The organism is Azospirillum griseum, assembly GCF_003966125.1.
GTDB lineage: Bacteria > Pseudomonadota > Alphaproteobacteria > Azospirillales > Azospirillaceae > Azospirillum > Azospirillum griseum.
Genome location: NZ_RXMA01000001.1, coordinates 110,786 through 128,196, shown reverse-complemented (window position 1 = coordinate 128,196; position 17,411 = coordinate 110,786). Strand labels below are relative to the sequence as shown.

At 67.4% G+C, this 17,411-nt stretch carries 13 protein-coding genes; 8 read left to right on the top strand and 5 right to left on the bottom strand.

Annotated features, from left to right (window positions below):
* Positions 1 to 136 precede the first annotated feature (136 nt).
* On the top strand, positions 137 to 1,477 hold the full coding sequence (locus EJ903_RS00605; protein ID WP_126611156.1) for a D-alanyl-D-alanine carboxypeptidase: 1,341 nt from the start codon (positions 137 to 139) through the stop codon (positions 1,475 to 1,477).
* Positions 1,478 to 1,487: 10 nt separating this feature from the next.
* Here the strand turns inward: EJ903_RS00605 and EJ903_RS00600 are convergent, their stop codons facing one another.
* From EJ903_RS00600 to EJ903_RS00590, 3 genes are all read right to left on the bottom strand, one after another.
* On the bottom strand, positions 1,488 to 2,279 hold the full coding sequence (locus tag EJ903_RS00600) for a response regulator (RefSeq protein ID WP_126611154.1): 792 nt from the start codon (positions 2,277 to 2,279) through the stop codon (positions 1,488 to 1,490).
* A gap of 116 nt (positions 2,280 to 2,395) precedes the next feature.
* On the bottom strand, positions 2,396 to 2,938 hold the full coding sequence (locus EJ903_RS00595; protein ID WP_126611152.1) for an MmcB family DNA repair protein: 543 nt from the start codon (positions 2,936 to 2,938) through the stop codon (positions 2,396 to 2,398).
* 139 nt (positions 2,939 to 3,077) lie between these two features.
* Entirely contained in the window at positions 3,078 to 4,562 is a 1,485-nt protein-coding gene (locus tag EJ903_RS00590; RefSeq protein ID WP_246015035.1) for a sensor histidine kinase, read from the bottom strand.
* A gap of 521 nt (positions 4,563 to 5,083) precedes the next feature.
* Here EJ903_RS00590 and EJ903_RS00585 point away from each other — a divergent pair.
* From EJ903_RS00585 to EJ903_RS00575, 3 genes are all read left to right on the top strand, one after another.
* On the top strand, positions 5,084 to 7,159 hold the full coding sequence (locus EJ903_RS00585) for a glycosyltransferase 61 family protein (RefSeq protein WP_158627853.1): 2,076 nt from the start codon (positions 5,084 to 5,086) through the stop codon (positions 7,157 to 7,159).
* A 301-nt stretch (positions 7,160 to 7,460) separates the two neighbouring features.
* The gene (locus EJ903_RS00580) at positions 7,461 to 8,849 is read left to right on the top strand and encodes a bifunctional enoyl-CoA hydratase/phosphate acetyltransferase (RefSeq protein WP_126611782.1); all 1,389 of its coding nucleotides are present in this window, start codon (positions 7,461 to 7,463) and stop codon (positions 8,847 to 8,849) included.
* Between the two features lie 17 nt (positions 8,850 to 8,866).
* The gene (locus tag EJ903_RS00575; RefSeq protein ID WP_126611146.1) at positions 8,867 to 10,057 is read left to right on the top strand and encodes an acetate/propionate family kinase; all 1,191 of its coding nucleotides are present in this window, start codon (positions 8,867 to 8,869) and stop codon (positions 10,055 to 10,057) included.
* Here the strand turns inward: EJ903_RS00575 and EJ903_RS00570 are convergent.
* A complete protein-coding gene (locus tag EJ903_RS00570) occupies positions 10,054 to 11,502 on the bottom strand; it encodes a sensor histidine kinase (RefSeq protein ID WP_126611144.1) in 1,449 nt (482 codons plus the stop codon). The genes EJ903_RS00575 and EJ903_RS00570 overlap by 4 nt on opposite strands.
* Positions 11,499 to 12,167 (bottom strand): response regulator, encoded by a 669-nt coding sequence (locus EJ903_RS00565; protein ID WP_126611142.1) that lies wholly within the window; start codon positions 12,165 to 12,167, stop codon positions 11,499 to 11,501. Before EJ903_RS00565 ends, EJ903_RS00570 begins: the two co-directional genes overlap by 4 nt.
* Before the next feature lie 200 nt (positions 12,168 to 12,367).
* Between EJ903_RS00565 and EJ903_RS00560 the strand changes: the two genes are divergently transcribed.
* From EJ903_RS00560 to EJ903_RS00545, 4 genes are all read left to right on the top strand, one after another.
* Positions 12,368 to 13,486 carry an ABC transporter substrate-binding protein gene (locus tag EJ903_RS00560; protein WP_126611140.1) on the top strand — a complete coding sequence of 373 codons (1,119 nt, stop codon included), beginning with the start codon at positions 12,368 to 12,370 and terminating at the stop codon, positions 13,484 to 13,486.
* Positions 13,487 to 13,654: 168 nt separating this feature from the next.
* Entirely contained in the window at positions 13,655 to 15,322 is a 1,668-nt protein-coding gene (locus tag EJ903_RS00555) for an ABC transporter permease (RefSeq protein ID WP_126611138.1), read from the top strand.
* Positions 15,315 to 16,367 carry an ABC transporter ATP-binding protein gene (locus EJ903_RS00550; protein ID WP_126611136.1) on the top strand — a complete coding sequence of 351 codons (1,053 nt, stop codon included), beginning with the start codon at positions 15,315 to 15,317 and terminating at the stop codon, positions 16,365 to 16,367. The genes EJ903_RS00555 and EJ903_RS00550 overlap by 8 nt, the downstream gene beginning before the upstream one ends.
* Positions 16,368 to 16,544: 177 nt before the next feature.
* Entirely contained in the window at positions 16,545 to 17,231 is a 687-nt protein-coding gene (locus EJ903_RS00545) for an orotate phosphoribosyltransferase (RefSeq protein WP_126611134.1), read from the top strand.
* Positions 17,232 to 17,411 lie beyond the last annotated feature (180 nt).

The window sequence follows — 17,411 nt, the reverse complement described above, 5'->3', positions numbered from 1 at the left end:
GTTTTGGTCTGCGGGTGTGGCGCAACGGCAGCGGCCAAAGCCAAAGCAAGAAATTAACGAATTCTTGCTAGACACTGATTTGGCACGACTTTACGATCCCGCCGAGCATTTGTTTTCAGCCTTTGGCGGGGCCATCATGACCGTAACGCGCAACACCGTTCACAACGGCCTGTTTCCGTTCGCTTTTCAAGCGGCGGAAACGGCGGGGGAGCGGAGCGCGTGGCGTTTGACCCGCACCCTGTTCGCGTTGGGCGCGTTGGTTGTCGCTGGGCTGGCCGGGGCCGGTTTGGGCGCGGCGGAGGCTGAGGCGGCAAAGGCGGCGTCGATCATCATGGACGCCCGCACCGGCGAAGTGCTGCACGAGCAGGACGCCGACGCGATCGCCCATCCAGCGTCGCTGACCAAGATGATGACGCTCTATCTGACCTTTGACGCGCTGGAGGATGGCCGCCTGTCGCTGGACCAAAGCCTGCCGGTGTCGTCCTGGGCGGAAAGCATGTCGCCGACCAAGCTGGGCTTGCGCGCCGGATCGTCGCTGAAGGTGGAAAACGCCATCCTTGGGCTGGTGACGAAATCGGCCAACGACGCCGCCGTGGTGCTGGCGGAGGCGCTGGGCGGCACCGAATCGCGCTTTGCCGAGATGATGACCCGCAAGGCGCGCGAATTGGGCATGCGCCACACCGTGTACCGCAACGCGTCCGGTCTGCCCAACATGGAGCAGGTCACAACCGCCCGCGACTACGCCATCCTGTCGCGCGCGCTGATGTCCGACCACGCCAAATACTACCCCTATTTCAGCCGCCGCAATTTCGTCTATGGCGGTCGTACCCTGCCGAACCACAACCGCCTGATGTCCCGCTATGAGGGGATGGACGGCATCAAGACCGGCTACACCGTGGCGTCGGGCTTCAATCTGGCCGCCTCGGCGGTGCGTGACGGGCGGCGTCTGGTCGGCGTGGTGCTGGGCGGGAAATCGCCGGTGTCGCGTGACAACCGGATGGCGGCTCTGCTCGATCAGGCCTTTGGCAAGCCCAACCGGGGCCGGGAGGACGGCGCGCTGGTTGCCAGCGCCGAACGCCTGTCAAAGGAAGAGCCGGACGCGGAAGGCGACGACGAGGACGAAGAGGACGACACCGCCGCCAAGGTCGGCCCGAAGCGGGCGACCGTGCAGTTGGCCTCCCTCGCCACGGCGGCGACCGCGAAGGCGGCGGGCAAGGCCGCTGAAAAGTGGGGCATCCAGGTCGGGGCCTTTGCCACCCGCGCGGCGGGGCAGAAGGCGTTGACCCAGGCCAACAAGCAGGCCCCCTTCCTGCTGCGGGGGGCGAAGACCGCCGTTCTGGAAACGAAGAATGGCAAGGACACCGTCTACCGCGCCCGCATGGTCGGAATGGACGAGAAGACCGCGCGCAAGGCCTGTTCGGAGCTGAACCGGCACGGGCTGCGCTGTGTTGCGGTGTCGCCGGGCGAAAAGCTGTAAGCCACCACCTTCAGCCGCCCGCCGCCACCCCGTCGAGATAGGCGAGCGCCGGACCGTAGGCCGCATCGAAGCTCTGCCGGGCGCTGATGGTTGCCTCACCAACGAGGCCCTGGGTTTCCAGAACGGCTTCCAACCCCTGCGCCGCTCGGCGCAGGGCCACGCAACCGTATTGCCCCGACACGCCCGCGATTTTGTGGGCCATGGCACCGGCCTGTCGCGCGTCGCCCTCGTTCCACGCGCTGTCCAGATCGGCGTGGTAGGTGCGGAGCGTGACCGCTGTCTTGGCGGTCAGCGCGGCGACACGGTCGGCGGGCAGCAGCCCCCGCATGGTGGCGATGGCGGCATGGTCAATGGGACGGCCGTTCGGGGCTGGGCGGTCGGACACGGCGGGTGCGCCCGCCAACGCGGCCTCCAGCGCCTCCAACTGCAGGGGTTTGGTCAGAACCCCGTCGGCCCCGCAGGATTGGCAGCGGGACAGGCCGTCAGGGGTTGCGCTGGCGGTCAGCATCAGGATGCGCAGGCGCGGGTTGTGATTGGGATGGCTGCGGATGCGCCGCACCGCCTCGTCGCCATCGAAGCCGGGCAGACCCAAATCCATCAACAGGACATCGAAGCCGCCGCCCTCTCCGCCGGTGGCGGCGTCCACCGCCGAAGGACCATCTTCCACCGTGACGACGCTGTGACCAGCCCGGCGCAACAGCGCCAGCGCGGTCATGCGGTTCACCGCCTCATCCTCGGCCACCAGGACACGGAGGGGGCGATGTGGGGAGGGCGAGGCGGGTGTGCTGGATGGAAACCCCATGATGCGCGGCCTGTCCTGAAACGCTTGCGGTTGATCGTGCCGGTGCAGTTTAGCGGTTTGTGCCCGCCCGTGCACCGGTGGGAACGTCGCATCACCAAAAGGTTGCAGGCGCTGTCTCACACAATCGGCGGGGCCTGCCGGAAGGTTGGGTCTTCGATCCGATGCAGCCGTCCGGCCCCGGTCAGGGTGGCGCGCAGCATCAGGCTTTTCCGTCGGGCGGGGGCAAGCTTGCGCACCGGTGCCTCGCGCAGGATGTCCGCGCCATAGGCGTCGGCGATCATCAGGCCGCAGTCCTCCGGGATCAGTTCGGTGGGAAACGCCTCATCAACCGCGAAATAGAAGGCATCGCACCACTCGGCGTATTCGTGCCATTTCTGATCGGACCGGAAATCCGGCACGCCGCTTTTCACCTCGATGATGAGGATGGTCCCGTTGCCGTCCACCGCCAGCACATCGGCGCGCCGACCGGAGGCCAGGCGGAATTCCATCAGGCTGACGAAGCCGCGCAGGGCCAACGCCCGCCGCACCCCTCGGAAGATCGGCGGTGCGCCGACACCCAGAGCCAGCGTGTCGTCCGCCTCCGCACCAATGGTGGAGGACGCGTCCGGTGATGGCGTGGGGGCTGTTGCGCTGGTGGGGGAAGGATCAATCTCGGTCATGGTCCGGGCGGAACGTGTGACGAACAGAGCCACAGAGTGGCCGATTCGCGGCGATCCGCCAACAGTGAAAACGAAGCGGGAACGATGTTCTGTCCTCTCCCGGTCGACTTCCAGCCGGCCCCCGGCCCCGCCGACCCGGTCAACGCACGGCGGACGGCAGCACCGGCAACGGCGGGCACAGGTTGCGCGGCAGACTGCGGGAGGCGGGGAAAATCAGAACCGCCGATGTGCCGACCCCCAGTTCGCTGGACAGTTCCAGCCGCCCGCCGTGCAACTCCACCAGCCGCTTGACGATGGGCAGACCCAGCCCGGCCCCCTCGGTCGGCCGGGCGATGGTGACATCGGCCCGTTCGAACGGCTCCTGGATGCGGAACAGGTCGGCGGCGGGAATGCCAACGCCCGTGTCGGCGATCATCACGCCGATCCCGCCGTCGGGCATCACCGCCGCCGTCAGCATGGCCTTGCCGCCCGAGGGGGTGAATTTCACCGCGTTGGACAGCAGGTTCAGCAGCATTTGGCGGATGGCGCGCGGATCGCCCAGCAGCATCGGCAGGTCGCGGGCAACGTCGGCCTGCAGGGACACGCCGGCCTCCTCGGCCTTCTCCCGGATCATGCCGACCACCTGGGCGACCGTCGTGTTCAACTCCACGGCTTCACTGGACATCGGCATCCGCCCGGATTCGCTGCGGGACAAATCCAGGATGTCGTTGATGAGCGCCAGCAGATGCTCGCCGCTGTCGCGGATGTCGGTGGCGTAGTCGCGGTAACGCGGGCTGCCCAGCGGTCCGAAGGCCTCCGACATCAGCAGTTCGGAGAAACCCAGAACGGCGTTCAGCGGGGTGCGCAACTCGTGGCTCATCAGGGCCAGGAATTCGCTCTTGGCGCGGTTGGCCCGTTCGGCGTCGCGGCGGGCGGCGCGGGCTTCGGCTTCCCGCGCGCGCAGGCGCTCCTCGTTGCGCTTCATCGGGGTGACGTCGGCGTAGATCACCAGCACGCCGTCATCGGCGGCGGCGTGTTCGCTGACCAGCAGCCACCGCCCATCCTGCGCCCGCAGGGTGAAAGGCTTGTCGGTTTGCCGGTGGTGGGCGAGCCGGGTGGCGATCCACTGCTCCCGGTCGGTTTCGGTCGTCAACCCGCTGTCCATCTGGGCGGAACGGCGGACGAGCGTTTCAAACGGGGTTCCCGGAAGCAGAAGGTCAGCCAACTCCGGCAGGAACTGTTTCAGACGTCCGGTGGTGTGGACCAACGTGTCGCTGGAATCGAACAGGGCAAAGCTCTCCGCGCTCCGCTCCAGCGCGGCGGCCAGCGTTTCGGCCATCGACGGTGCATCGGGGCCGAGATCAATTAGAGTGGCGCACACCCCGCCAGGGAAGGGAGTGGCCGACACACGCCAGCGCGTGCGGTTGCTGCCGCCCAGACTGGCGCTCACCACGCGGGTGTCCGGCCCGTCAAGACCAGCCAGCAACACGGGGAACAGCCCGGCGCAGCGCGCGTCGCCGCCGTCGCCGCGCAACCGCTGCCCGATCAGCCCCGCACGCCCGATCAGCGTCTCCGCCGCGTGGTTGGCCAGCAGCCATTCGAAATCGATGACAACGCCCGCGTCGTCGCTGATCGCGGCAAACACCCCGACCGCGTCCGGAAGCAAAGCGATCGCGGCGGTGGAGAGGCCCTCTGGAAGGTGGCGCGTGCTGGTTGAACCGGTCTGGGGCAGCGCACGACCGTCAGCGCCCCGACCATCGGGGTGTCGTTTCTTCAGCCATTCTTGCGCACTGATGTCCATGAACGGGATATTGGCGTCCCAACCCTAACAATCCATAAAGATGAGACGGAAAATTTTGGCGATTTCTTGGCGGATTCCGTCACAATCGGCGTATTTGCGAAAGGTTCAGCTAAAACTTTAACAAAATCCGCTTTCGTTGTCGGCGCTCCCCCTGCGCAAGACGGGTGAATTCTGGTTTGAACGGTTGGGGTTTGTCCCAAACCTATGCTCTGTTGAGCGCATCGGTCACTTTTGCGACCGCAAGAGGAGGGCAACACCAGGCTGTGCGCGGCATCCCGTGTGGGCTAGACTGCCACGGCATGACACACGCCGCCTCCTTCGCCGCTTCCGCTCCCTCGGATCCCGTCCCTCCTGCCGACGGGAACTTGACCGTTGGCGAGGCGTTGCGTTTGGCCTTGGAACATGAGCGCGCGGGGCGTTTGTCCCCGGCGGAGATGTTGGCCGCCGCCATCGTCGATGCGGTGCCGCAGCACGCCGACGCGTTGGCCCTGCTGGCCGCCCTGCGCCTGCGTCGGGCTGGTGGTGAGATTGGGCGGGAGGAGGCGCGCACCCTGTTGGCGCGGGCGGTCGCCAACGCTGGGGCCGACGCCCCGTTCTTTGCCAATGTCGGATCGCTGCTGCGCCGGGCCGGGGCCATGGGCTGGGCGTTGGCCGTGCAACGGCGGGCGTTGGCTCTTGACCCGGTCTTTGCCGTCGCGTGGTTCAATCTGGGCAACAGCCTGAGCGACGGCAGCGACGCCCAGCCCCAACCGGCGGCGCGCGCCTATAGCCACGCCGCCCGGTTGCTGCCCAACCATCCCGATCCCCACTGCCGCCAAGGCGATCTGTTGCTGAGTCTGGGCGATCCTGGTGCGGCGGCGGTTTGCTTCACCGCCGCCGTCCAACTGACACCGGAAGCGCTGCCCGCCCGTCTCGGGTTGGGCGACGCCCTGCGGGCGCAGGGGCGGGGGAACGCCGCCTTGGCCGTCTGCCGGGTGGCGCTGGCCGTGCAGCCGGATTCGGCGGCGGCCCTGACCCTGCTGGGGGCGCTGCTGGTTGATGACGGACGGCCCGATGCCGTGGTTGCCGGTGTCGCGGTGCTGCGCCGTCTGGCTGGTCTGTGCCCGGACGATGCGGTGGGGCGCCTGGCGCTGGGGGAGGCGTTGACCCGGCTTGCGGATGGCGCGGAGCGCGACAGCGCCGACTCGGCGTTGCGGGTGGCGTTGGCTCTGCGGCCCGCCGACCCGCGCAGCCTGCGCGTGTTGGGTGGGGAATGTTTTGCGCGGGAGGACGAGGCCGGGGCGACGCGGTGGCATCGGCGCGCGGTGGCTCTGGCTCGGTCAGCGCACGGGGCCGGGCGGGTGGCGGCGCTGCGGGTGGAGTCGTCCAGCCGGGCAACCGGGGCCGCGCACCGGACCCTTGCCCCCGCCCGCGCGATGGCGGTGGACACCGGAACGACGCGCTGGGGCGAGATCACCTACCGCCTGCCCGAAACCTTCCTGACGCGCGTGGAGGAGGGGCGGGTTCATCCGCATCATTTCACGGTGGAGGCGGCGGCCGGGGCGTTGGTGGTTGATGGGCTGCACGCCTACTCCCGCAGCAGCCTGACCATGCTGCCCCACATTGTGCATCACCACCCGGCAGCGGTCGATGGGCTGGGGGAGCGTTTGCTTGTGGATCTGCCTCACGCGGTCCAGCGGGTGGAGGAGGAGGCGATCCTGCTGGGGGGCGACGGCAATTTCGCCCATGGTGTGCTGGATTGGGCGTCGAAGCTCTGTGTTCTGGAGCGTTTCCCGGAACTGGCGGGGTTGCCGGTTCTGGTGTCCGCCGCCCTGCGCCCGGCGGTGGTGGAACTGTTCGGTCTGCTCGGCCTGTCGGCGGACCGGTTGATCCGGGTGGAGCCGGGCGTGATGCTGTCCTGCCGCCGCCTGTGGGTTCCGTCCCTGACTCATCAATTCCAATACATGGCCCCGGAGCATCTGGCGTTTCTGCGCGACCGGCTGGGTTTGCCCACCGAGTCGCGCGGCGGCGTGGCTGGCGGTGGGCGTCGCCTGTTCCTCAGCCGCGCCATGGCCGGGCATCGCGGCTTGGTCAACGAGGCGGAGGTGGCGGGCCTGCTCGCCGAGGCCGGATTCGAACGCTATGTCCCTGATGGGCGGTCGATGGCCGAGCAGATCGCGGTGTTCCGTGAGGCCGAGGCCATCGTCGCCCCGGTCGGCGGCGGCACGGCGGCGGTGGTGTTTGCCCCGCCCGGAACCAGGGTGATCGAACTGACGCACGAACGCTGTGTCCTGCCGCAATACGCCATTCTCTGCGCCCTGCTGAAACAACCCTACCAGCAGATCGTCGGGACCGCCGTGCGCAACCGGGGGGTGTTGGCGTTCGATTGGGATTTCCGCGCGCCGCTGGACGCGGTGGCGGCGATGCTGCGCCCGCTCAATGGTTCGGATGCGCATCGGTAATCTATTGGTAACAATACCTTAGCCGTTTGATTGATATAGGTCATTGGGAAGCGCGCTGCGCTGCGGTATCGCTCATTCGGGCTGGGAAGCGGCGCGCGCCGCCTTGCCCACGGTCTTCTGTGAACGGGAGACCCAAGAACAGGGTCCGGTCGGCTTTTCAGAAACCGGGTCTGGGAGGATTCGGCCTGCAATCGGTCGCGATCCTTTGAGGAGTTTAGAGATGGACACCGCCACCGCCGACCTCGCGACCGATCTCTATGGCCGCAGCGGCATCGTGCAGAACGGCAACAACGGCAGCACCATGATCGAAAACGTCACCTTCGCGGAAATCCACATCGGCCAGCAGGCCAGCCTGTCGCGCCGCCTGACCATGGCCGACATCGAACTGTTCGCCACAGTGTCGGGTGATCTCAACCCGTCGCATCTGGACGAGGATTACGCGGCGGACGGGCGGGTGGTCGGCCATGGCATGTGGTCGGCGTCGCTGATCTCCGCCGTGCTGGGCACGCTGCTGCCGGGGCCGGGCACCGTGTATCTGGGCCAGGATTTGACGTTCCACCGTCCGGTGCGGCTGGGCGACGTCCTCACCGTGACCGTGACCGCGACCGCCAAGGACGCGACCCGCACCGCCGTGACCTTCGATTGCCTCGCCGCCAACCAGGACGGCAAACCGGTTGTCACCGGCGTGGCCCAGGTGGTGGCCCCGACCGAGAAGGTCCGCCGCTCCGCTTCCGAACTGCCGCAGGTTCAGGTCATCCGCCACGATGGCCATGAACTCATGCTGAAGAAGTGCGAGGCGCTGCCGCCGGTCCCGACCGCCGTGGTCCATCCCTGCGATGAAAGCTCCCTGCGTGGCGCCGTGGAGGCGGCGGAGGCTGGCTTGATCGATCCGGTGCTGGTCGGGCCGGAGGCGAAGATCCGCGCGGTGGCCGACGCCAACGGGCTGGACATCGCCCGCTTCCGTCTGGTCGATGTGCCGCACAGCCACGCGTCGGCGGAAACCGGCGTCCGTCTGGCCCGCACCGGCGAGTGCGAGGCGGTGATGAAAGGCTCCCTGCACACCGACGAGTTGATGGGCGAAGTGGTCCGCAAGGAAACCGGCCTGCGCACCGGGCGGCGGCTGAGCCATGTTTTCGTCATGAACGTGCCGACCTACCCGCGCCCGCTGCTCATCACCGACGCGGCGATCAACATCTACCCGACCCTGGAAGACAAGGTGCACATCGTCCAGAACGCCATCGATCTGGCGAAGGTTCTGGGCGTGGCGACGCCGCGCGTGGCGATCCTGTCGGCGGTGGAAACCGTCAACCCGAAGATCGCCTCCACCCTGGAAGCCGCCGCGCTGTGCAAGATGGCCGACCGGGGCCAGATCAAGGGCGGCATCCTGGACGGCCCGCTGGCCTTCGACAACGCCATCAGCCGCGAGGCCGCCATCACCAAGGGCATCACGTCCGACGTGTCGGGCAAGGCCGACATCCTGCTGGTTCCCGATCTGGAAGCGGGCAACATGCTGGCCAAGCAGCTGTCCTTCCTGGCCCACGCCGACGCGGCGGGCATCGTGCTGGGTGCGCGCGTGCCGATCATCCTGACCAGCCGGGCCGACAACGTGCGGACCCGTCTGGCCTCCTGCGCGGTGGCGGTGCTGGTCGCGGCGTCGCGCCGGGCGTCGGCCGCGCTGGCGGCGGAATAAGGCGGGGAGGGGACGCGATGACACAGGCGATTTTGGTCATCAACGCCGGGTCTTCCAGCCTGAAATTCTCCGTCTTCCGCGACGGCGGGCAGGGCGATCCGGTGGCGACCATCAACGGCCAGATCTCCGGCATCGGCACCGCCCCGGTGTTCGAGGCCAAGGACGCCCAGCGCCAGCCGCTGGCGGGCAAAAGCTGGACGGCGGGGGAGGCCAGCGACCGCAAGGCGCTGCTGGCCTATCTGCTGGACTGGATCGAGGAGCGGCTGGAGGGGGCGACGCTGATCGCCGCCGGGCATCGCGTTGTCCATGGCGGGGTGCGCCACGCCGCCCCGGTGCGGCTGACGCCGGAGGTGCTGGCCGAACTGGACGGGCTGGTCCCGCTGGCCCCGCTGCACCAGCCGCACAACCTCGCCGCCATCCGGGCCTTGGCCGACGCGCACCCGGATTTGCCGCAGGTCGCCTGCTTCGACACCGCCTTTCACCGGGGCCAGCCCTGGCAGTCGGGGATGTTCGCCATTCCGCGCGAGCTGACCGACGAGGGGGTGCGGCGCTACGGCTTCCATGGCCTGAGTTACGAGTACATCGCCCGCCGCCTGCCGGACATCGCGCCGGACCTGCGCGACGCGCGCGTCGTCGTCGCCCATCTGGGCAGCGGGGCCAGCATGTGCGGCATCCATGGCGGGCGCAGCGTGGACAGCACCATGGGATTCACCGCGCTGGACGGGCTGCCGATGGGAACCCGTTGCGGGGCCATCGATCCCGGCGTGTTGATCTATCTGATGCGGGAAAAGGGCCTGGACGCCGGGGCGATTGAAAAGCTGCTCTACAACAAGTCGGGGCTGCTCGGCGTGTCGGGCGTGTCGAACGACATGCGCGCCCTGCTGGACAGCGCCGATCCCCACGCGCAAGAGGCGGTGGAGCTGTTCTGTTTCCGCATCGCCAAGGAAGCCGGGGCGCTGGCCGCCTCGCTGGGCGGCATCGACGCCTTTGTCTTCACGGCGGGCATCGGCGAACGCTCCGCCCCGGTGCGGGCGCGGGTGGGCGACAAGCTGGCGTGGCTGGGCGTGCGCATTGACGAGGCCGCCAACACGGCCAACGAAACGCGCATCTCCACGCCTGACAGCCGCATCCCGGTCTACGTCATCCCGACCGACGAGGAACGGATGATCGCCCTGCACACGCGCGACGCGTTGGCCGGGCGGGGTTAAGCCGCCGATCCTGCCGGGCGGAACCGCACCGTCACCCGCAGGCCCGGCCCGCCGTCGGTCCGGTCCTGCAAGGCGACCTCGGCCCCCAGCCGGTCGGCGAGCGCGCGGACGATGGCCAGCCCCAGGCCGCTGCCGTTGCGCGCCCGCTCCGCCGTTTGCGGCAGGCGGAAGAAGCGTTCGAACACCCGGTCCCGCTGGTCGGCGGGGATGCCGGGGCCGTCGTCCTCCACTTCCAGCGACGGCGCGTCGGCCGGGCCGATCACCCGCACGGCCACGCTGCCGCCGGGGCGGTTGTAGCGGATGGCGTTGTCGATCAGGTTGGCCAGCAACTCCCCCACCAACACCGCGTTGCCGTTGACCAGCCGGGGGGCGTCGTCCGGCGGCGCGTCGAACAGCACATCGACGCCGCAGGCCAGCGCGGCGGGGACCTGCTCGGCGGCGATGTCGGCGGCGGTCTGCACCAGATCGGTGGTTTCGACGGGGGGCGGAACCGGGCTGTCCTCGTCGGCGCGGGCCAGGGCGAGCAATTGGGTCAGCAGCCGTTCCAACCGCCGGGCGGCCCCCTCCACATCCTCCAGCGCGGCGCGGCCCTCCGGTGTGTCGGTTCCGTGCCGCCGCAGCAGCGCCAGATGGGTGCGCAGCACCGCCAGCGGCGTGCGCAGCTGGTGGGAGGCGTCGGCGGTGAAACGGCGCATCGCCCCGATGGATTGGTCGAGCCGCTCCAGCAGCCCGTTGATGGCGACGACCAGCGGCAACGCCTCGCGCGGGACGACCGCGAGCGGCAGCGGGACCAGAGCCATCGATCCGCTGGCCGATCGCGAATCGATCACCCGGCGCAGGCGCAGCAGCGGGGCCAGCCCCCGGCCCACCGCCCCCCAGACCAGGACACCGCTGCCCACCACCAGCGCCAACTCCAGCACGGTCAACCACAGCAGCAGCCGGATCTCCAACGCCCGCCGGCCCTCGGTGGTTTCCGCGACCTGCACGAGGATCGGTTGACTTTGGCCGTAGAGACGCCGGGTCTGCGCGGCGATGCGCACCGGGTGGCCGTGATACCGGTCGTCACGGAAGCGGGTGCTGTTCAGCGGCAGCGTGTCGGGATCCAGCGTCGGCAGGTCGAGATAGCCGGTGACGATGCCGCCGCGATGGGACACGTTGTAATAGATGTTGTCGCGCGCCTGACTCTCCAGCATGCCGAAGGCGACGGCGGGCAGATCCACCGTCACCTCGCCGTCGTCGTCGTTCACCGCCAGGCGCTCGGCGATGGCCAGCACCGACCCGGCGAGCACGCGGTCATGGGTGGATTGGACGAAGCCATGGATCAGGGCGGCCCCGCCCACCCCCAACCCCACCGCCAGCGCCCCCAACGGGACCAGCAGCCGGGTGAGCAGGCGGCGACGCAGGGAAGGGGCGCGGCGGGTGGCGGCGGTTTCGCCTCCGGTCATCCCGGCAGTTCCATCAGATAGCCCAAGCCCCGAATCGTGCGGATTTGCGGGCCGTCCGGCTCCAGTTTTTTCCGCAGGCGGGCGATGTACAGCTCGATGGCGTTGGGGGCTACCGGTTCGTCAAAGCCGAACACCTCGCCCGACAGCCGGTCTTTTGGCACCACCTTGCCCGCGCGGGTGATGAGACCCTCCAGCACCGCCAATTCCCGTTTGCGCAAATCAAGAAGCCGCCCGTTCACCGACACCCGCGCGGTGGAGCGGTCGTAACGCAGGCCGCCGCACACCAGTTCGGGGGTTGGCAAGCCCTGGCCCCGGCGCATCAGGGCGCGCACGCGGGCCTCGAACTCGGCGGGTTCGAAGGGCTTCAGCAGGTAGTCGTCGGCCCCCAGATCCAACCCCTTCACCCGGTCGGCCACCGCCTCGCGCGCGGTCAGGATCATCACCGGCACGGTGGAGCCACGCCGCCGGATTCGGCTCAACACCTCGAACCCCGACAGGCCGGGCAGGCCCAGATCCAGAATGACCAGCCCATAGGGTTCCGCCTGTTCGGACCGCACGGCCTCTTCGCCGTTGGATTCGTGATCGACCGCGTATCCGGCCAGCTTCAGCGAGCCGACCAGCCCGCGCGCCAGCGCGGCGTCGTCTTCGACAATCAGGATTCTCATGCCGCTGGCCGTCTCCCTTTGATCTGGGCCTTCCGGTCTTCGCGCCGGGTCGTCCGTTCGCCAAACAATTTTTACCCGCGACAGATTGGCGACAGGTTGGACGCCTATAGTCGCTTGTAAGTCCAACCAACCCCGCCCGCAACGGGACAGTGATCCGCCCCGGTGCGTCGGACAACAAGCGTTTTGAGGAGAGGAAGACGATGAGCCGCAAATTCGCCCTTCTGGTTGCCACCGCCCTGACCGCCGTCAGCCTGACCATCACCGTTCCGGGCCTGACCGCCGGAACGGCGCAGGCGCAAAGCGTGCCCGCCGGTTATGACCCGTCCTATGCCAAGATCATCGAGGCGGCGAACCAGGAAGGTGCCCTCAGCATCTATTCGGCGACCGACGCCTCGGCGGTGTCGGAGCTGCTGAAGGGCTTCGAGGCGCTCTATCCCAAGATCAAGCTGGAATACGCCGATCAGAACTCCACCGAGATGTACAACCGCTTCATCAGCGAGGCCGCCGCCAACACCGGCACCGCTGACCTGATGTGGTCCTCGGCGATGGACCTCCAGATCAAGCTGGTGAACGACGGCTACGCCCAGCCCTACGCCACGCAGGAATCCAAGGCGCTGCCCGCCTGGGCGAACTGGAAGAACGAGGCCTACGGGACCACCGCCGAACCCATTGTCTTCGCCTACAACAAGCGCCTGGTTCCCGAAGCCGACGTGCCGAAGACCCACGCCGATCTTGCCAAGCTGTTGACCGCCAAGGCCGACGCCTACAAGGGCAAGGTCACGTCCTATGACCCCGAGCGCAGCGGCGTCGGTTTCCTCTACATCACCCAGGACGCGCAGGCGAACAGCAACACCTGGGATCTGGTGAAGGCCATGGGCCAGACCGGGGTGAAGCTCTACACCTCCTCGGGTGCCATGATCGAACGCCTGACCTCGGGCGAGCACACGATCGGTTACAACATGATCGGCTCCTATGTGCTGGAACGGCAGAAGAAGGATCCGACCTCCATCGGCGTGGTGCTGCCCAACGACTACACCATCGTGATGTCGCGCATCGCCTTCATCCCCAAGGCCGCCCGTCACCCGAACGCCGCCAAGCTGTTCCTGGACTACCTGCTGTCCAAGCAGGGGCAGGAGGCGATGGTCGCCCGTTACATGGGATCGATCCGCACCGATCTGACCCACATCAACCCGACCGCCGACCTGCCGGAATCCATGCTGCGCCCGATCCAGGTCGGGCCGGAACTGCTGACCTATCTGGACCAGGCCAAGCGCCTGAAGTTCCTGAAGGATTGGCAGAAGTCGCTGCAAGGCAAGTGAGATTGCCCGCTTTCCCCCGCCGATGACCTGTTCCTCTCTCTCCATGGGGGAGAGGAACGGCGACAGAGGGAAAACCATCCGCCGGACGCCGGTCGCCGCGCGTCCCCCTCACCCATCCCTCTCCCCGCCGGGGGGAGGGATTGAGGGCACGCACCAAGGAACATCCCCATGAACCGCGCCACGCGCATCGCGGTCATCGTCGCCATGGCGATCGCCGTGCTGGCCCCGATCGGGCTGGTGGTCTACCAGAGTTTTCTGGACGGGCCGTTCTTCCAACCGAAAACCGCCTTCACCCTCTCGGCCTATGACTTCGTTCTGGACGACGAGGATTTCTTTGACGCCCTGTGGAATTCGGCCGTCATCGCTTTTGGCATGACCGCCATCGCCGTGCCGGTCGGGGCGATCCTGGCCTTTCTGATGGTGCGCACCGACCTGCCGGGCCGCCGCTGGATCGAGCCGGTGATCCTGGTCCCGATGTTCGTGTCGTCGGTGGTGCTGGCCTTCGGCTTCGTGGTCAGCCTCGGCCCGGCGGGCATCGTGTCGCTGTGGGTGAAAAGCTGGCTGGGGACCATCCCCTGGTATCTCTATTCCAAATGGATGCTGATCGTCATCGCCGGGTTGACGCACGTCCCGCACGTCTTCCTCTACACCTCGTCCGGCTTGCGCAGCCTGGGATCGGACGTGGAAGAGGCCGCGCGGATGACCGGGGCCGGGCCGCTGCGCGTCGCCCTGACCGTCAGCCTGCCGATGGTGATGCCGAACATCCTCTACGCCGCCGTGCTGGTCTTCTTCCTGGGCTTTGAGCTGTTCGGCCTGCCGCTGGTGCTGGGCGATCCCGAAGGCATCCTGGTGCTGGCGACCTACCTCTACAAGCTGACCAACAAGCTGGGCACGCCGTCCTATCAGCTGATGGCCGTGGTCGTGGTGTCGATCATCTGCATCGCCCTGCCGCTGGTCGCCCTGCAACGCCATCTGCTGCGCACCGCCAACCGCTATGTCTCGGTCAAGGGCAAGGCGTCGGCGCAAAAGCCGGTGACGATCGGGTTCTGGCGCTGGCCGGCGGTGGCGCTGATCGTCTGCTGGCTGGCCTTCACCGTCGTGGTTCCCATCAGCGGCCTGATCCTGCGCGCCTTCGTGTCGAGCTGGGGCGAGGGGGTCCAACTGTCGCAGGTGCTGACGCTCGATCACTTCCGCGAGCTGATGCACTTCCCCAATCTGGTGCGCGGCATCGTGAACACGCTTTTGATCGCCTCGGTCGGCGGCGCGCTGTCGGTCGGTGTCTACACCGTGCTCAATCTGGCCGCCCACCGCTGGCAATCCGGCTGGACCCGCCTGATGGATTATCTGGTGCTGCTGCCGCGCGCCATGCCGGGTTTGGTGGCGGGTTTGGCGATCTTCTGGGTGTTCCTGTTCACGCCCTTCCTGTCGCCGATGCGCCAGACCATGATCGCCATCTGGGTCGCCTACACGCTGGTGTGGTTGGCCTATGGCATGCGGTTGGTCAGCGGTGCCCTGTTGCAGATCGGGCCGGAGTTGGAAGAGGCGGGCCGCGTCGTCGGTGCCTCGGCGGGCCGGGTCAGCCGCGATCTCACGCTGCCGCTCATCAAGGTCGGCCTGATCTCGAGCTGGCTGCTGATCTTCATCACCTTCATGCGCGAATACTCCACCGGCGTCTATCTGCTCAGCCCCGGCACCGAGGTCATCGGCTCCCTGCTGGTGTCGCTCTGGGGATCGGGGGCTGTGGACCTCGTGACCGCGCTCTCCACCGTCAACATCGCGATGATCGGCTGCGGCCTGCTGCTGATGTCGCTCTTCGGGAAACGCTCCCATGGCTAAGCTCACCATTGATGATCTGCACCTGTCCTATGGCAGCAACCACATCCTGAAGGGCATCTCCGCCACCTTTGCCCAGGGCGAGATCGTCGCCCTGCTGGGGCGGTCGGGCAGCGGCAAGACGACGCTGCTGCGCTCCATCGCCGGGTTGGAGGAGCCGTCCAAGGGAACCATCACCATCGGCAACTCTCCGGTGTTCGATGGGGCCGCCGGTCTGAACGTGCCGTCGGAAAAGCGCGGCCTGGGTCTGGTCTTCCAGTCCTACGCGCTGTGGCCGCACAAGACGGTGTTCGAAAACGTCGCCTATGGCCTGCGCCTGCGCAACGTGCCCAGCGCCGAGATCACCCAGCGCGTCGCCGCCGTGCTGGAAGGGGTGGGGCTGGGCCATCTGGGCGACCGTTACCCGCACCAGATGTCCGGTGGCCAGCAGCAGCGCGTGGCGCTGGCCCGCGCGCTGGTCTACAACCCGCCGGTCATCCTGCTGGACGAACCGCTGTCCAACCTGGACGCCAAGCTGCGTGAAGAGGCGCGGATCTGGATCCGCTCGCTCATCAAAAAGATGAACCTGACCGCCGTGTTCGTCACCCACGATCAGGTCGAGGCGATGGCCATCGCCGACCGCATCGTGCTGCTGGACGGCGGGCGCATCGTGCAGGCGGGCACGCCGCAGCAGCTCTACACCGAGCCGGTGAGCCTGTTCGCGTCCGAATTCATGGGCACGAACAACCAGATCAAGAGCCGCGTGCAGGACAAGCGCGGTGGCTACACGCAGATCGAGCTGTCGGGCTTTGCCCTGTGGGGCAAGGATCGCGGCGGCAAGGCGGTGGGCGAGGACGCCACCGGCGTGATCCGTCTGGAACAGGTTGCGGTTGTGGCGGGCGAGGGTGAGAACTGCATCCAGGCGACGCTGGAAACCTCCCTCTATCTCGGCAGCCAGTGGGAGCATGTCTTCCGCTGCGGCGACCTCAGCCTGCGCACCTTCGGTGGCCCGCTCGCCGCCGGATCGCATTGGCTGCATCTGCCGCCAGAACAGCTCTGGGTCTTCTGACCACCCGCGTTTCCCATCTCCTCCCGAGGTGCGTGTCGGCACGTCCCTCGCCTTTGGCTGCGGCGTCTTGTGGGCGTCGCAGCCTTCTTTTTTGTGGGCGTCCGTTGCGAATCGCCCGCCGCGCCGTTACACAGGGGGCCAAACCCGCATTCCCCCGACCTTCGGAGCCATCCCAGGATGTCCAGCCTGTCCGATCCGGCGACCATCGCCGCCGCCGCTGCCAAGATTTTGTTGGAAATCAAGGCGCTGCATTTCAACGCCGAGACGCCCTTCATCTTCACCTCCGGGTGGGCCAGCCCGGTCTACACCGATTGCCGCCGCATCGTGTCCTTCCCGCGCGCCCGCAAGGCGCTGATGGACTTCGCCGTGGCGACCATCGAACGCGAGATCGGCTATGAATCCATCGACGCGGTGGCCGGTGGTGAAACGGCGGGCATTCCCTTTGCCGCCTGGATCGCCGACAAGCTCGAACTGCCGATGCAGTATGTCCGCAAGAAGCCCAAGGGCTTTGGCCGGAACGCCCAGATCGAAGGGCTGTTGACCGAGGGGCAGCGCGTTTTGCTGGTCGAGGATCTGGCGACCGATGGCAAGAGCAAGGAAAACTTCGTCACCGCCCTGCGCAACGGCGGCGCGCAGGTGACGGACACCTTTGTCATCTTCCATTACGGCATCTTCCCGCAGTCCAAGGTCAACATGGACGCCATCGGCGTGCGTCTGCACGCGCTGTGCACCTGGTGGGATGTGCTGAAGGTCGCCCGCGAGAACCGCTATTTCGACGAAAACACCCTGAACGAGGTCGAGAAGTTCCTGAACGACCCGGTCGGCTGGTCGGCGGCCCATGGCGGCAAGTCGAGCATGAGCTGAGTGTGGTGCGGGGCGGCGGGATCATCTCCGCCGCCCCGGATCATTTGAGTACAGAGTGAATACTTGCGGCGTGTTCAAACGATTGAAAAGACTCCCTTGCCGTGACCATGCGTCGCGCGTACCGTTTGCAATCAAACGGGCACAAAGGGACAAGGGCCGTGGGCAGTTCGGACGATTTTG

Excerpts from the sequence above, each read along its gene's own strand:
- EJ903_RS00605 (WP_126611156.1), top strand. The coding sequence starts at position 137 with ATGACCGTAACGCGCAACACCGTTCACAACGGCCTGTTTCCGTTCGCT.
- EJ903_RS00600 (WP_126611154.1), bottom strand. The coding sequence starts at position 2,279 with ATGGGGTTTCCATCCAGCACACCCGCCTCGCCCTCCCCACATCGCCCC.
- EJ903_RS00595 (WP_126611152.1), bottom strand. The coding sequence starts at position 2,938 with ATGACCGAGATTGATCCTTCCCCCACCAGCGCAACAGCCCCCACGCCA.
- EJ903_RS00580 (WP_126611782.1), top strand. The coding sequence starts at position 7,461 with ATGATCGAAAACGTCACCTTCGCGGAAATCCACATCGGCCAGCAGGCC.
- EJ903_RS00575 (WP_126611146.1), top strand. The coding sequence starts at position 8,867 with ATGACACAGGCGATTTTGGTCATCAACGCCGGGTCTTCCAGCCTGAAA.
- EJ903_RS00570 (WP_126611144.1), bottom strand. The coding sequence starts at position 11,502 with ATGACCGGAGGCGAAACCGCCGCCACCCGCCGCGCCCCTTCCCTGCGT.
- EJ903_RS00565 (WP_126611142.1), bottom strand. The coding sequence starts at position 12,167 with ATGAGAATCCTGATTGTCGAAGACGACGCCGCGCTGGCGCGCGGGCTG.
- EJ903_RS00560 (WP_126611140.1), top strand. The coding sequence starts at position 12,368 with ATGAGCCGCAAATTCGCCCTTCTGGTTGCCACCGCCCTGACCGCCGTC.
- EJ903_RS00555 (WP_126611138.1), top strand. The coding sequence starts at position 13,655 with ATGAACCGCGCCACGCGCATCGCGGTCATCGTCGCCATGGCGATCGCC.
- EJ903_RS00550 (WP_126611136.1), top strand. The coding sequence starts at position 15,315 with ATGGCTAAGCTCACCATTGATGATCTGCACCTGTCCTATGGCAGCAAC.
- EJ903_RS00545 (WP_126611134.1), top strand. The coding sequence starts at position 16,545 with ATGTCCAGCCTGTCCGATCCGGCGACCATCGCCGCCGCCGCTGCCAAG.